The sequence below is a fragment of the Salinicola sp. RZ23 genome, from assembly GCF_003206675.1.
GTDB classification, from domain to species: domain Bacteria; phylum Pseudomonadota; class Gammaproteobacteria; order Pseudomonadales; family Halomonadaceae; genus Salinicola; species Salinicola endophyticus.
In genome coordinates this window covers 38540-53735 of sequence record NZ_PZJK01000018.1, presented here as the reverse complement: position 1 = coordinate 53735, position 15196 = coordinate 38540, and the positions used below count along the sequence as shown (strand labels likewise).

Here is a 15196-nt window from a genome sequence, read left to right as displayed (position 1 = left end):
GACAAAGCGTAGCGTCGAGGAGTACCGCATGAACCCAGAATCACGTCCCCCATTGCCCCCGTTCGATCGCGAGAGCGCGATCCTCAAGGTGCGCCTGGCCGAAGATGGCTGGAACAGCCGTGACCCGGACAAGGTCGCGCTGGCCTATACCGCCGACACGCGCTGGCGCAATCGGGTCGAGTTCATCCACGGACGTGCCGAGGTGCGCGCCTTTCTCGCGCGCAAGTGGGCCCGTGAGCTGGACTATCGCCTGATCAAGGAGCTGTGGGCCTTCGAGGGCGAGCGTATTGCGGTGCGCTACGCCTACGAGTGGCACGATGACGCCGGCAACTGGTTCCGCTCCTACGGCAACGAGAACTGGCGCTTCGACGCCCATGGGCTGATGGCCGAGCGTCACGCCTGTCTCAACGACCTGCCGATCCGTGAGGACGAGCGCCTGTTCCACTGGCCGCTGGGCCGGCGGCCCGACGACCACCCGGGGCTTTCCAGCCTCGGGCTGTGAGCCCTGTCTGCTCGTTGGCGCACGCGAGCGAGCCCCAGCCTGGCTGGGGCTAAGGCCTCGAATCCATCGTTTGCGCGGGCTCACCGCCGCCGCGCATGCTGGGACTCCACTGCCGTCGCTGGTGCGACGACCACGCAACGCTGCCGGGGGACCCATGACACGACCCAATATTCTGGTGCTGATGGCGGATCAGCTGAACGGCACCCTGTTCGAGAACGGGCCGGCCGACTTCCTGCATGCGCCGAATCTCAAGGCGCTCGCCAAACGCGCGGTCAACTTCAACCGTGCCTATACCCCCAGCTATCTGTGCGCGCCGGGTCGCGCCGCCTTCATGTCCGGCCAGCTGCCGTCGCGCACCGGGGTCTATGACAACGCCGCGGAGTTTCGCTCCGCCGTGCCGACCTGGGCCCATCATCTGCGCCGCGCCGGCTACTCCACCTGTCTCTCCGGCAAGATGCACTTCGTCGGCCCGGATCAGCTCCACGGCTTCGAGACGCGCTTGACCACCGACGTCTATCCGGCGGATTTCGGCTGGACGCCGGATTACCGCAAGCCGGGTGAGCGCATCGACTGGTGGTATCACAACCTGGGGTCCGTGACCGGTGCCGGCGTGGCGGAGATCTCCAACCAGATGGAGTACGACGACGAGGTCGCCTTCCACGCCGAGCAGAAGCTGTTCGACCTTTCGCGGGGCCAGGATTCACGGCCCTGGGCGCTGTGCGTGAGCTTCACCCACCCCCACGACCCCTATGTGGCGCGGCGCCAGTACTGGGATCTGTACGAGGCGTGCGAACAGCTCGAACCGGCCGAGGGGGCGCTGGCCTTCGAGGATCTCGACCCGCACTCCCAGCGCGTGTTCATTGCCAACGACTACGAGAAATTCGATATCCAGCCCGAGCACGTGCGTCGGGCGCGGCGCGGCTACTTCGCCAATATCTCCTACATCGACGACAAGATCGGCGGCATTCTCGACGTGCTCGAGCGAACCCGCATGGCGGACGACACCATCATCGTGGTCTGCTCCGATCACGGCGACATGCTGGGCGAGAAGGGGCTGTGGTTCAAAATGAGCCCGTTCGACGGCTCCTCCCGGGTACCGCTGATGATCGCCGCGCCGGGGCTGGCGCCGGCCAGCGTCGACACCCCGGTCTCGACCATCGATATCAACGCCACCCTGGCCGATCTGGTCGGTATCGACCTCTCCGAGGTGGCCCCCTGGACCGACGGTGAGTCGCTGCTGCCGCTGGCCCGGGGCGGGAGCCGCGAGGCGCCGGTCTATATGGAGTACGCCGCCGAGGGCAGCGAGGCGCCACTGGTGACGATTCGCCAGGGACGCTGGAAGTTCAATCACTGCGAGCTCGATCCGCCGCAGCTGTTCGATCTCGAGGCGGACCCCCGCGAGTGCCACAACCTGGCCACTGACCCGGCGCACGCCGAGACGCTGGCGGCGTTTCAAGCCCAGATGCGCGCGCGCTGGGACATGCAGCGCTTCGATGCCGAAGTCCGCGAGAGCCAGGCCCAGCGCCTGGTGGTCTACGAGGCGCTGCGCAACGGCCACTACTACCCGTGGGATCATCAGCCGCTGCAGGATGCCTCCCAGCGCTACATGCGCAACCACATGGATCTCAACGTGCTCGAGGAGGCGCAGCGTTACCCGCGGGGTGAGTGAGCGCAGGCGCGACGGCAGCGTCGCTGCCGCCTGGGCGGGTGGCGTGCCTGTCAGGTGTCATCGGCTGATGGTGGATCGCCGCGGCGGCGGGCGCGTACAATGCGCCCGCGCCGGCCGCATCTGCCCGGGCGCTCCATTCATGCCGTCGCCGCGAGTACCTACCTTTGCTCTCTACCGCCAACATCACCATGCAGTTCGGCGCCAAGCCGCTGTTCGAAAACGTCTCCGTCAAGTTCGGCCAGGGCAATCGCTACGGTCTGATCGGCGCCAACGGCTGCGGGAAGTCGACCTTCATGAAGATTCTGGGCGGCGATCTGGAGCCGAGCGCCGGCCAGGTCATGAAAGATGCCACCACGCGGCTGGGCAAGCTGCGCCAGGATCAGTTCGCGTTCGAGAACGAGCGGGTGATCGACACCGTGATCATGGGCAACCAGGAGCTGTGGCAGGTCAGCGCCGAGCGTGAGCGCATCTACGGCCAGAGTGAGATGTCCGAGGAAGATGGCATGCAGGTGGCCGATCTCGAGGTGCGCTTCGCCGAACTCGACGGCTACACCGCCGAGGCCCGCGCCGGCGAGCTGCTGCTGGGGCTGGGCATTCCGCTGGAACAGCACACCCAGCCGATGAGCGTGGTCGCTCCGGGCTGGAAGCTGCGCGTGCTGCTGGCCCAGGCGCTGTTCTCCGATCCTGACGTGCTGCTGCTCGACGAGCCCACCAACCACCTGGATATCAACACCATCCGTTGGCTCGAGGGGATCCTGCGCGCGCGCAGCTCGACCATGATCATCATCTCCCACGATCGCCACTTCCTGAACAGTGTCTGCACCCACATGGCGGACCTGGACTACGGCGAGCTGCGGCTGTTCCCCGGCAACTACGACGAGTACATGACCGCGGCGACCCAGGCACGTGAGCGCCTGCACGCCGAGAATGCCAAGAAGAAGGCCGAGATCGCCGAGCTGCAGCAGTTCGTCAGCCGCTTCTCGGCCAACGCCTCCAAGGCCAAGCAGGCGACCTCGCGCCAGCGCAAGATCGACAAGATCCAGCTCGAGGAGGTCAAGCCCTCCTCGCGGGTCAGCCCGTTCATCCGCTTCGACCAGAACAAGAAGATCCATCGCCACGCGCTCAACGTCGAGAAGCTGACCAAGGCGTGGGGCGACAACGTGCTGTTCGAGCGTTTCGGGCTGCAGATCGAGGCCGGCGAGCGGGTCGCGATCATCGGCCCCAACGGTATCGGCAAGACCACGCTGCTCAACTGCCTGGTGGGGACGATGGCGCCGGACGCCGGTGAGGTGAAGTGGACTGACGCCGCGGAACTCGGCTACTTCGCCCAGGATCACGCCGCCGACTTCGAGGGCGGCGAGACGCTGTTCGAGTGGATGCGCCAGTGGACCACCGAAGGCGAGCAGACCGTGCGCGGCGCGCTGGGCCGCATGCTGTTCTCCAACGACGATATCGGCAAGTCGGTGAAGGTGATCTCCGGCGGCGAGCAGGGGCGCATGCTGTTCGGCAAGCTGACCCTGTTAAAGCCCAACGTGCTGGTGATGGATGAGCCCACCAACCACCTCGACATGGAGTCGATCGAGGCGCTCAACCTGGCGCTGGCGAACTATCCCGGCACGCTGATCTTCGTCAGCCACGACCGCGAGTTCGTCGGCTCGCTGGCGACCCGCATCATCGAAATGAAAGAGGATGGCATCGTCGATTTCAGCGGCGATTATGATGACTATCTGCGCAGCCAGGGTGTCTACGGCTAGACACCACCGCTCCGTGGCCGGGGGTGGGCTACGCTGAACCACAGCGAGTCCATTCCCGGCCAGGAGCCTTCCGCCATGACCTCTGCCCTCTCTCCGCGCGTCGATCCGCTCAAGACCGCCCTGCTGCTGATCGAATTCCAGAACGACTTCACCACCCCAGGTGGCGTACTCCATGAGGCCGTCAAAGCCGTCATGGCGCGTGACGACATGCTGACCAGAACCCAGCGGCTCGTTGCCACGGCACGCGCGGCGGGGGTCAGTGTGATGCACGCGCCGATCCACTTCGCGCCCGGCTATGGCGAGATCACCGCCCAGCCCTACGGCATCCTTGCGGGTGTCGTCGAGGGCAAGGCCTTCGTCAAGGGCGAGTGGGGTGCGGAGATCTGCGAGGCGCTGACGCCGCAGGTCGGTGACATCGTCATCGAGGGCAAGCGCGGGCTGGATACCTTTGCCTCGACCAATCTCGATTTCATTCTGCGCAGCAAGGGAATCGAGACCCTCGTCCTGGCCGGATTCCTGACCAATTGCTGCGTCGAATCCACCATGCGCTCGGGCTACGAGAAGGGCTTCGAGGTGCTGACACTGACCGACGGTGTCGCCGCGACCAGCGAGGCCGAGCACGATGCCGCGATCCGCTACGACTACCCGATGTTCTCCAAGCCGATGACGATCGCCGAGTTCACCGCACGGCTGCCGGCAACCGCCTAGGCATTAAACGTCCCCGGGCGGGGATAAAAACCGCGTCGCGCGGGTCTATCTGAAAGCCGGTGATGACGCATCGCTGTGCTCACCGGCCAGACAAGGTGCGCCGGCAGGCTGTCATGCCGGCTAGGCCCGCACAGGGCGAGACTCGACGAAGGAGCGACGAGCGATGGTGTCACGGAGCAAAGCCGTGTCGGTAGTGATGGGTGCCTGGCTGATGGCCTCGGCGACCACGGTGCTGGCCTTGCCCAGCAGTTTTCCCACCGGCACGACCTACTACGATCCCAAGCGGGCCTACAACGGCTTCGTGCTGTTCCCCGGCGGCGATCGCAAGACCCACCTGATCGATATGAACGGCAACGAAGTGCACCGTTGGGACTATGAGAGCTTCCCGCCGATCCCGCTTTCCGCCGAGCAGGCCGGCGGCGAGCAAGGGCATCTGCTGGTGCAGTCGGCACGGGTCGACAAGCTCCCCGAGCACGCCAGCCCCGGCAACGGTCTCACCAACGCCTCCGTGGCCGAGGTGGATTGGGACGGCGACGTGGTGTGGCAGTGGGGCAGCCAGCAGCATCCGGTCTACCAGCATCATGACATGCGCCGGCTGCCCAACGGCAACAACCTGGTGATGACCGCCGAGACACGCGAGCTCAACGGTTTCGATTATCCGATCATCGATAACGCCATCGAGGAGGTCGACCAACAGGGCCAGGTGGTGTGGGCATGGAAGGCCGGCGATCATCTCGACGAGATGGGCTTTTCCGATGCCGGCCTGCGCGCGCTCAAGGATTCCGGGGACCCCGACTTCCTGCATCTGAACACCGCCGTACCGCTAGGGCCCAATCGCTGGTACGACGCCGGTGACAAGCGCTTCGCGCCGGACAATATCCTGGTCAATTCGCGCAACGCCAACATCACGTTGATCGTCGACCGTCAGAGCGGCGAGATCGTCTGGCGTCTCGGCCCCGACCTGCCGGCGCTCTCGCTCAATGGCAAGCTTGGCCGCCCCGTGGATCAGACCGTGGGGGCCCACGATGTCCACCTCATCCCCGAGGGTCTGCCGGGGGCCGGCAATCTGCTGATCTTCGACAATCAGGGCAATGCCGGCTTCCCGCCATCGAAGCAGGGGTTCTTCTCCTCCTCCCGCGTGATCGAGGTGAATCCGAGCAGCGGCAAGATCGTGTGGCAGTACACCGGCAGCATGTCGGGGCGCTCGCCCTACACCTTCTACAGCTCGTTCATCTCGAGCGCGCGGCGTCTGCCCAACGGCAATACGCTGATCGACGAGGGCCAGGATGGCCGCCTGTTCCAGGTCACGCCGGCAGGCGAGATCGTGTGGGAGTACGTGAGTCCGTTCTTCGGCAAGTCGATGCCGGGCGACGATTACGTCACCAACCAGGTCTACCGTGCGCAGTTGGTGGATTATGACTGGGCGCCGAAGGGCACGCCGCACACGGAGAACGCGGTGATGCCGGACTGCGACCTGTATGTCGCGGCGCCCGGCTGTCATCCGGGCGTGCCAGACCAGTAAGCCCTGCGACTGGGCCCTGCGAGTGGGCCCAGTGAATGAGTCCGGCGGGTGAGCGTTCCTGCCGGCCGGCGTGGCGGCAAGACGCCGCACGCCGGCTGGATGCGGGGCGAACGATGTCTGCGTAAACTTCTCATGACACTCTCCCGCGCGAGCTCCCATGACCAGCCATGCTCCAGACCTCCCGGCCGACACGCCTGCCGACCCACATGAAGCGCCCTCCGACACCCTGATCGTCGGTGCCGGGGCCACTGGCCTCGCCGCTGCCTGGGCTCTGGCCAAGCAGGACCGACGGGTGACGCTGCTCGAAGCCGGCGCGCGCGTCGGCGGCAACATCGCCAGCGAGCGCGACGGCGAGTGGCAGATCGAACACGGCCCCAATACCGTGATCATGAAGCCGCCGCTCTACGCCCTGCTCGATGAGCTCGATCTCCTGGGTGAGGCGCAGCCGGCCAACCGTATTGCCAACAAGCGCTATGTGGTGCTCGACGGCAAGCCGGTGGCCCTGCCGATGACACCGGTCGAGGCGCTGACCAGCCCGATCATCGGTTGGCGTGGCTGGGCACGCCTGCTGCGTGAGCCGTTGCTGCCGCGTGGGCGCCAGGCGGAGGAGTCACTGGCGGCGTTCGTCGAGCGACGTCTTGGCCGGCGCGTGCTCCAGCGCATGGTCGATCCCTTCGTCTCCGGGGTCTATGCCGGGGATCCGGCCAAGCTCTCGGTGCAGGCGGCGATGCCGCGCCTGGCCGCGATCGAGCGCGAGCACCGCTCGCTGATCCTCGGTGGTCTCAAGCGCCTGCGCCAGAGCCGGCGCGAGCCCTCGCCCGTGCCGGCCGACTGGCGCGGCCAGCTGGTCAACTTCCCCGAGGGTCTTGCGCGTCTGGCCGAGCGTCTGGCCGAGTGCATCACGGCAAGGCCGAGTGCCACCCTCGAGACCGAGTGCGAGATCGTCGGCGTGCGTCGCGATGGCGAGGGTTGGGTGGCGACGGCCCGCGATGGACGGGAATGGCGTGGGCGGCAATTACTGCTGGCGGTGCCGGCGCCGCTGGCGGCGAGCTGGCTCGAGGCGCTCGATCCGGCGCTGGCCGAGCCGCTTTCGGCGATCGCCTATCCGCCGGTCAACGCCGTGGCGCTCGGCTTTCGCGATGCCGATATCGACCATCCGCTGGATGGCTTCGGCGTGCTCATCCCGCGGGCCGAAGGGCGCCAGACGCTGGGCGCGCTGTTCCCCTCCACGCTCTTTCCCGGCCGCGCCCCCTGCGGGCACAAGCTGCTCAACGTCTTCATCGGCGGCCGCCAGGACCCCGAGGCCGCGGCGGGCGACGATGACACCCTCAGTCAGCGCGTGCAGGCCGACCTGAGCGATATCCTGGGTATCCGCGGTGAGCCGGTATGGCGGCGGGTGGTGCGCTGGCCGCAGGCAATCCCGCAGTACGAACTCGGCCATGGCGAACGGCTGGCACGGCTCGACGCCGCACTGGCACGTCACCCCGGGCTGCACCTGGGCGGCAACTGGCGTGGCGGTATCGCCGTGGGCGACTGCCTGGAGAATGGCCGGCTGATGGGCGAGAAGCTCGCCACTCGTTGAGCGGCGAGCCCGGGGCGGGCGTGACTTGTCGGCCGCTACTTGTCCACCAGCTCGGCCACCGAGGCGAGGATCTCCTTGGGCCGGAACGGGTAGCTTTCGATCTCCGATTTGTCGGCGATACCGCTGAGCACCAGCACGGTGTGCATGCCTGCCTCGATGCCGGCGACGATATCGGTGTCCATGCGGTCGCCGATCATGCCGGTGCCATCCGAGTGCACCCCGAGCTTGTTGAGCGCCGAGCGGAACATCATCGGATTGGGCTTGCCGACGATGTACGGCTTGCGCCCGGTCGCCTCGGTGATCAGCGCGGCCACGGCGCCGGTCGCCGGCAGCACGCCTTCGGCACTGGGACCGGTGGCGTCCGGGTTGGTGCAGATGAAGCGCGCGCCATCCCGGATCAGGCGGATCGCCTTGGTGATCGCCTCGAAGGAGTAGGAGCGGGTCTCGCCGAGCACCACGTAGTCGGGCTTGGTGTCGGTCATGATGAAGCCGGCTTCGTGGATCGCGGTGAGCAGGCCCGCCTCGCCGACGACGAAGGCCGAGCTGCCCGGGGCCTGATCGCGCAGGAAGGCCGCGGTGGCCAGCGCCGAGGTCCAGATGCGCTCCTCCGGCACCTCGATGCCGCTGTGCTGCAGCCGGGCGCTGAGGTCGCGCGGCGTGTAGATGGAGTTGTTGGTCAATACCAGGAAGGGAATCTCGCGCTCGCGCCACTGATTGATCAGCTCGGCGGCACCGGGGATCGCCTTGTTCTCATGGACCAGAACGCCATCCATGTCGGTCAGCCAGGACTTGATGTTACGCCGGCTGGCGGTGTTCTCGCCCTGGCTCTTGCTCTGTTTCCCGGACGCGCCCTTGGCGGACGACGCTGTGTCGGAGCTGCGGTTGTCGGCCATGAAACCCCTCGGCGTGCGGCTGTGGATAGAGTGTCGATGATGATCTTGTGTACAGGCAGTTTAGCAACTCGAACGCCTTTCAGTAGCCGCGTGCGGCATCGGCGAGATCGGCGACCTCGCCGTGGGTCTCGAAGTGCTGGATATTGGCGGCGACGATGCGGCTGCCGCTCTCCGGGTCGATCAGCGAAGCGACGTGGGGCGTCACGGTGATGTCCGGGTGGTGCCAGAACGGATGCGCCTGGGGTAGCGGCTCCTGGCGGAAGACATCGAGGGTGGCGTGGCGCAACTGGCCGCTGGCGAGCGCAGCGAGCAGGTCTTCCTCGACCAGATGCGGGCCACGCCCGGCGTTGATCAGGCTGGCGCCGCGGGGCAGCCTGGCGAACAGCGCGGCGTCGAGGATGTTCTCGGTGGCGGGCGTCAGCGGCAGCAGACACACCAGGATCTCACAGCGCGCCAGGAAGGAGGCCAGCCCCGCCGGGCCGGCGTGGACCTCCACGCCCTCCAGCGGGCGCGGCGTGCGTGCCCAGCCCAGCGTCTCGAAACCGAGCCCGACCAGGGTGGCGGCGGCGCTGGCGCCGAGATTGCCGAGGCCCATGACGCCGACACGGCGCCGGGTGGCCGGCGGCACCACCTGCTGCGCCCAGCGCTGCTGGCGCTGGTTGGCGGCGATCAGTGGCATCTGACGGTGGTGGCGCAGCACGTGCAGCGCCACGTACTCGCGCATGCGCTGGGTCAGGTCCGCCCCCACGGTGCGGATGATCGGCACCCCCGGCGGCAGCTCGCGGTCGGCCAGGACGTGATCGATGCCCGCGCCCAGCGAGACGATCGCCTTGAGATGGGGAAAGGGCGTGAAGGTGCCGTCGGCGGGTCGCCAGACCACGGCATAGCGGACCGCCTCCGGGTCGCCGGGATCGTCTGCCGGGCGCAGCGTCCAGCCGGGCAGCAGTGGCGCGAGCTGGTCGATCCACCAGGCGATCTTGGCTGCATCGGGAAGCGAGACGACGATCGTGGCGCGTTCCGGCGATGCGCTCATGGGCGTACCTCCGGCGGGGTGTCGGCGAGCGGGTCGAGCTGGAACGGCGCCGGCGTGGCGCCGCCGCCGATCGGCTGGGTGGGGTCGCTGAGGCCGACACACTCGCCCGAAGCCGGATCGCGCGCCACCCCCGAGACGCAGGCGTAGAGTTTGGGAAAGACCCGCTGCTGGGCGATCTCCAGCGCAAAGCGTGACTCCAGCGCGGCCAGCGTCGCCGCGTCCAGGCGCGGGTCGACGCGTATCGAACCGCGATGGCTGGCGTCGAGGCGCGGGTGATGCACGGCTTCTTCCAGGCTCATGCCGAAGTCCATCATCAGCGCCGCGACCTGGGTCACCGCGGGCATGATCAGGTTGCCACCGGAAGCGCCCACCGAGAAGCGCGCCTCTCCGTCCTTCACCGCCACCGTGGGGCACATGTTCGACGAGTTGATGCGCTTGCCGCCGGCCATGGTCGTCGGATAGCCGGGGCGCGGGTCGAAGTAGCTGACGCTGTCGTTCATCAGCATGCCGGTCTGGGGCAGCGTGACCCCGGAGCCGAAGCGGTTGAGCAGGGTATAGGTGAGCGCGACCATGTTGCCCTCGGCATCCACCGCGGACATCGACGAGGTGCAGGCGCCGTTCTCGCCGTCGCTGTGATCGCGATGCCCGGCGCTCGGCGCCAGCACGCCGGTGCGAATCTTGTGCTGGCGCCAGCACGCCTCCAGCGCCTCGGCGTAGGCCACCCAGGTCGCCGGGGTCGGCCGTGCGGGCGGCACCGGCATCGCGGTCTCGGCGTGGGCCAGCATCTCGCGCTGGCGCAGCCCGCCCGAGGCCTCCCCGGGGGTATAGAGGGTATAGCCCCGGTGCGTGGCCATCATCGGCGTATATTCGCGCACCGTGTAGCCTGCCAGATCGTCTCGCGAGAGGCGTGAGCCGCCGGCCTGGAGGTCGGCGACGATCTTCGTTGCCAGTTCTCCGCGATAGAAGGTATCGGCGCCGCCGGCGGCGATCTCGGTGAGCGTGTCGGCCAGCTGCGGTATGCGCAGGCGGCTCTCGGGCGCGGCCGGATGCCCGTCGGGCAGATAGATCGCCGCCGAGGTCGGGTCGCGGGACAGAGTGCGGGCACAGAGTGCGATCTGCAGGGTGGTGAACCAGTCGACCTGAAGGCCGCGTTCGGCCAGCGCGATGGCCGGTGCCATGACCTCGGCGCGGGGGCGCGAGCCGAAGCGCGTAAGCGCCTGGTCGAGCCCGGCCACGGCGCCGGGCACGGTGATCGAGCGATAGCCTGCGATGTTGGCGTCGTCGACCACCCCGGGAAAGCCCATCGGAGTCTTCGGCCGGCTGGGGTCGACCGGATAGTCGGCGAGACGGATGGCCTCAGCCAGCGTGCCCTGGAAATCGAGCGCCACGGCGCGCTGCTCCCGGGCCAGCCAGATCACCATGAAGCCCGAGCCGCCCAGCCCGCACATCCACGGCTCGACGGCGTTGAGGGCGTAAGCGGTGGCGACGATGGCATCGACGGCGTTGCCGCCGGCATCGAGCTGAGCCGCCCCGGCGCGGGCGGCGAGCCGGTGCTGGGCGGCCACCGCACCCCGCGGCGAGCGCACCGCCGGGGTGGTCAGGGTCCAGTTGTCGCTATCGGCATGGGGGCTGGGGAGGAGCATTGCCGGGCGGCCTCGCGCAGTCGGGTCTCTCTGCGATCATACGGCCTGTGGCGAAAAGATCACCCCGCAGGAGCGATACCTGGCCGGGCGCAGGCAGTTTTCATACCAGGCCTCAGGCGGCGCCCGCGGCCAAGCGCCAGCTACCCAGATAGAAGCCGAGATAGCGCAGCGCCACATAGCCGACGATCACGCTGGCGACGACGATCTCCAGTGTGGCCAGACCATGGACGATGGCGATGTCGTGGTGATGGAAGCCGGCCTGCTGCATCCAGGCCGCGGTCTTCACCAGTGCCGTGGCGCCGATCACCATGGGAAAGGTGAAGGCGGCGTAGCCGGGGCTGTAGGGCAGGCGCAGCAGCCTGATGAAGGCCAGGTAGATGATCAGCGTCATCAGCACCGCGATGCCGCCGAGCAGCGCCACCAGCAGCGGCGAGGGGCTGGCGACCACGCTCAGGTAGCCGGCCAGCGAAAGGCTGGCGGGGGCTGCCATGATCGCGATGGTGGGCTTGGCCGGATCGGGGATCTCGGCGGCGAAGATCAGCCGGTAGATCATCACCGGCAGCAGCACCGCATAGAGGCCCATGCCCAGGGAGAGCAGGCCCAGGGCGAGCGGATGCAGCGCGGCCACGCCGGGGAAGGCGACGTCGGCGACGATGATCCCCACCGGCGGCACGAACCACGCCGGCACCATGTGGTGCAGCTCGAAGTCGCGCACCCGATGCACCACGAAGGCGACCAGGAACAGCAGGTGCAGGGCCACCGCGACCAGCCACAGGGCCACGCCCAGGTTTGGTGCGAGCCAGGTGCCCGCGGTCTTCGATACCACCATGGTCGCCATGGCGAAGGTGGGTACCACACTGCCCACCACCGGGTGCGCCAGGTCCGCCCACAGCAGCCGTGGGTGGAGCACGAACTTGGCACTGAGCAGTGCCAGCAGCACGGCGGCGATCAGCGCGCCGCTCGCCTGTGCCACGCCGCCCAGCGGGGCGAAGCTCTCCCACGCCCAGCCTAGACTCGAGATGCCAAGGGCCAGGCCGGCCATGGGGGTGGGGGCGTGCTGCAGGCGCTGGTGCAGGGTCATCAGGCGTGTCGCCATGGGAACCTCGACGGTGAGGATGATCGAATGCTGCCCATCTTATGGCTTTTCGTGCTATCGATATATTTTAACTTTCTTCACCAGGCGTTTTATTATAATTAACGAAGTTGTCTGCCCTGCTCTGTAGACGCGATCACCCAGACACGGCTCCCGAGACATTCACCGCGATGAAGAGGTATCCCATGGCCATCACCCTGCGCCAGCTCCAGGTCTTCGTCAGCGTGACCCGGGAGCGCACCCTGACCGCGGCGGCCGAACGCCTCTCTCTGAGCAAGCCGGCGCTGAGTATCGCCCTGGCCGAGCTGGAGAAGCAGTGCGGGCGGACCCTGTTCGACCGCCACCGCAATCGGCTCTATCTCAACGACCAGGGGCGTCGGTTGCTGCCGCTGGCGGATGAGCTGCTGGCGCGTAGTGCCACCCTCGAGCAGCTGTTCGATGACGCCACCACGCTGGGGGGCCAGCTGCACATCGGGGCCAGCTACACCATCGGCCACCAGTTGCTGCCACGCCTGCTGCGCGACTTCCGCGATGCCACCGGCCATCATCAGCAGCAGCTCACCATCGCCAACAGCGCCGCGATCTGCACGGCCCTGGAGGCGTTCGAGCTGGATATCGGCATGATCGAGGGGCGCGTCGCCGATGCGCGCTTCGACGTCACCCCCTGGCGCCGGGATCGGCTGGTGGTGACCGCCGCCGCCGACCATCCGCTGGCGGCGGCGGGGCCACTCGAGATCGAGGCCCTGGCGGGGGAGGCGTGGCTGCTGCGCGAGCCGGGCTCGGGTACCCGCGAGCAGTTCATGCGCTATATCGCCCCGAGGCTGCCGGCGTGGCGTCCGGGGCTGGAGATCAACTCCGCCGAGGCGATCATCAATGCCGCCGCGGCGGGCCTGGGGCTGACCTGCCTGTCGCGGCTGGAGGCGCGCCATGCGCTGCGCGACGGGCGTCTGGTCGAACTCGACGTGGGCCTCGAGATGACCCGCGAGTTCAGCCTGGTGCTGCATCGCGACAAGTATCGCAGCCCGCTGCTCGAGCGTTTCGTGGCCTTCTGTCGGGCAGAGGGGAACCCCGAGGGCGATGACTTGGTCTAGTCTGATGAGAGGGCCGGATAGGGACGCCGGTCACGGGTACCGCCAAAGGAGAGGTCATGATCATCACCGTGGGTGAATTCAAACGTCTGCTCGACGCCTACGACGACAGTCTGGAGCTGAGTTTCAGCGGGCTCGAATATCACCGTCTCAAGCAGAAGGGCGATGCGCACCTCGAGGTCGAGTTCGAGGAGAAGGTGTTCAAGGACAAGCAGGGCCATACCCGGATTCACGACGACAAGTACTGACGCTCGCCGTGTGGCAAGGCGTCGGGTGCGCGCTTCCGTCGCGCCTGCGCGCCCGGCCGCGGGATTACCCGCGGCCCATTTTTGGTTATCTTGACGCCCCATCACGGTAGGGAGCGCTAGAGATGGAACGATCCAACCCCAGTACGCGGGTCGACGTCGCGATCGTCGGCGCCGGACCGATCGGCCTGTGCTTCGCCAACGCGCTGTCGCGGCGCGGCGTCAGCGCGCTGCTGATCGATCGGCAGCCGCGCGCCAGTCTCGAAGCACCGCCCAGCGACGGCCGCGAGATCGCGCTGACGCGAGCCTCGCAGGAGACCCTCGAGGCGCTCGACGTGTGGCCGCGGATACCCCATGAGGAGCGCGCGACGATGCGTGCCGCCAAGGTCTTCGACGGCCAGTCGCTGTTCGCCATGCAGATAGCGCCGCGTGCGGGGCAGGACGCCGAGCTCGGCTGTCTGGTGCCCAATCGGGTGATTCGTGGTGCGGCCCACGCCGCGCTCAGCGCAGCATCCGAGGCCCGGGCCGAGGTGCTGTGGCGCACCGAGAGCGAGGTCGAAGCCTTTGCCCCCAGCGCCGACGACACCCGGGTCGAGATTCGCCTGGCCGGGGGCGAGACCCTCGAGGCCGCGCTGCTGGTGGCGGCGGACAGCCGCTTCTCGACCACGCGCCGGGCGATGGGCATCCCCGCGCATACCTATCAGCACGGCCAGCACATGCTGGTATGCCGCATGCACCATGCACAGCCCCACGACTTCACCGCCTGGGAGTGGTTCGGCCATGGCCAGACCCTGGCGCTGCTGCCGGTGGACAGCCACTGCTCGTCGGTGGTGCTGACCCTGCCGCCGGCGCAGATGGATGCGCTGATGACGCTGCCCCAGGCTGAGTTCGAAACCGAAATCACTCGCCGTCTCGAGGGGCGTCTGGGGACGATGACCCAGGCCGCCGAGGCGCGTCGCTACCCGTTGGTCAGTGTCTACGCCGAGCGTTTCGTGGGGCCGCGCCAGGCACTGCTCGGCGATGCCGCGGTGGGGATGCATCCGGTCACTGCCCACGGCTTCAACCTCGGCCTCGAGGGCGTGCGCCGTCTCGCCGGGCTGATCGGCGATGCCCGCGAGGCGGGGCAGGATATCGGCGCGCCCCGGCTGCTGGCGCGCTACCAGCGCGAACAGCGTCTGGCGACCGGGCCGCTGTTCGCCGCCACCTTGGCGATCGTCGGCCTCTACACCGATGAACGTCCGCCAGCACGGCTGCTGCGCAAGGCCATACTGCGCGCCGGTGAAGCCGCCTGGCCGGTGCGGCGGCTGATCGCCGGCCATCTGATGCGCTCTGCAGGCTAGTAGGCGGGTGATCGCCACCGGCAGGAGGATTTTCCGCTAGGCTCTGAAACATCTCATCGTCGTGCCCCAGTGCATGGATATCGATAGGTCGGTGGCGCGGCTCGAACCCTCGAAGGAGGATGTC

The 15196-nt window shown here is 67.7% G+C and carries 13 protein-coding genes; 9 read left to right on the top strand and 4 right to left on the bottom strand.

Annotated elements, in window-relative coordinates; genetic code table 11:
- Positions 1 to 28: 28 nt before the first annotated feature.
- The 6 genes from DOM67_RS18100 (at position 29) to hemG (ending at position 7737) form a co-directional block, all read left to right on the top strand.
- Positions 29 to 502 (top strand): nuclear transport factor 2 family protein, encoded by a 474-nt coding sequence (locus DOM67_RS18100; RefSeq protein WP_110678521.1) that lies wholly within the window; start codon positions 29 to 31, stop codon positions 500 to 502.
- Between the two features lie 154 nt (positions 503 to 656).
- Positions 657 to 2171, top strand: coding sequence for a choline-sulfatase (gene betC, locus DOM67_RS18095; protein WP_110678519.1), 1515 nt, complete (start codon positions 657 to 659; stop codon positions 2169 to 2171).
- Positions 2172 to 2335: 164 nt separating this feature from the next.
- Positions 2336 to 3925 (top strand): ABC-F family ATPase, encoded by a 1590-nt coding sequence (locus DOM67_RS18090; RefSeq protein WP_110678517.1) that lies wholly within the window; start codon positions 2336 to 2338, stop codon positions 3923 to 3925.
- A gap of 75 nt (positions 3926 to 4000) precedes the next feature.
- Positions 4001 to 4633, top strand: a complete 633-nt coding sequence (locus DOM67_RS18085; RefSeq protein WP_110678515.1) for an isochorismatase family cysteine hydrolase — start codon at positions 4001 to 4003, stop codon at positions 4631 to 4633.
- 184 nt (positions 4634 to 4817) lie between these two features.
- Positions 4818 to 6155 (top strand): aryl-sulfate sulfotransferase, encoded by a 1338-nt coding sequence (locus DOM67_RS18080; RefSeq protein WP_198651861.1) that lies wholly within the window; start codon positions 4818 to 4820, stop codon positions 6153 to 6155.
- 157 nt (positions 6156 to 6312) lie between these two features.
- A complete protein-coding gene (gene hemG / locus DOM67_RS18075) occupies positions 6313 to 7737 on the top strand; it encodes a protoporphyrinogen oxidase (RefSeq protein WP_110678510.1) in 1425 nt (474 codons plus the stop codon).
- A gap of 35 nt (positions 7738 to 7772) precedes the next feature.
- Here hemG and DOM67_RS18070 read toward each other — a convergent pair whose 3' ends face one another.
- From DOM67_RS18070 to DOM67_RS18055, 4 genes are all read right to left on the bottom strand, one after another.
- Positions 7773 to 8630, bottom strand: coding sequence for an HAD-IIA family hydrolase (locus DOM67_RS18070; RefSeq protein ID WP_110678508.1), 858 nt, complete (start codon positions 8628 to 8630; stop codon positions 7773 to 7775).
- A gap of 79 nt (positions 8631 to 8709) precedes the next feature.
- Positions 8710 to 9663: a glyoxylate/hydroxypyruvate reductase A gene (locus tag DOM67_RS18065; RefSeq protein WP_110678506.1), complete on the bottom strand. Its 954-nt coding sequence runs from the start codon at positions 9661 to 9663 to the stop codon at positions 8710 to 8712.
- Positions 9660 to 11306, bottom strand: coding sequence for a gamma-glutamyltransferase (locus DOM67_RS18060; RefSeq protein WP_110678504.1), 1647 nt, complete (start codon positions 11304 to 11306; stop codon positions 9660 to 9662). Before DOM67_RS18060 ends, DOM67_RS18065 begins: the two co-directional genes overlap by 4 nt.
- A gap of 112 nt (positions 11307 to 11418) precedes the next feature.
- The gene (locus DOM67_RS18055) at positions 11419 to 12402 is read right to left on the bottom strand and encodes a TDT family transporter (RefSeq protein ID WP_232825313.1); all 984 of its coding nucleotides are present in this window, start codon (positions 12400 to 12402) and stop codon (positions 11419 to 11421) included.
- Positions 12403 to 12584: 182 nt separating this feature from the next.
- Here DOM67_RS18055 and DOM67_RS18050 point away from each other — a divergent pair, with 182 nt between their 5' ends.
- The 3 genes from DOM67_RS18050 (at position 12585) to ubiM (ending at position 15072) form a co-directional block, all read left to right on the top strand.
- Positions 12585 to 13490: a LysR substrate-binding domain-containing protein gene (locus DOM67_RS18050; protein WP_110678502.1), complete on the top strand. Its 906-nt coding sequence runs from the start codon at positions 12585 to 12587 to the stop codon at positions 13488 to 13490.
- A 56-nt stretch (positions 13491 to 13546) separates the two neighbouring features.
- On the top strand, positions 13547 to 13735 hold the full coding sequence (locus DOM67_RS18045) for a hypothetical protein (RefSeq protein WP_110678500.1): 189 nt from the start codon (positions 13547 to 13549) through the stop codon (positions 13733 to 13735).
- Positions 13736 to 13857: 122 nt separating this feature from the next.
- Positions 13858 to 15072 carry a 5-demethoxyubiquinol-8 5-hydroxylase UbiM gene (gene ubiM, locus DOM67_RS18040; RefSeq protein WP_110678498.1) on the top strand — a complete coding sequence of 405 codons (1215 nt, stop codon included), beginning with the start codon at positions 13858 to 13860 and terminating at the stop codon, positions 15070 to 15072.
- Positions 15073 to 15196 lie beyond the last annotated feature (124 nt).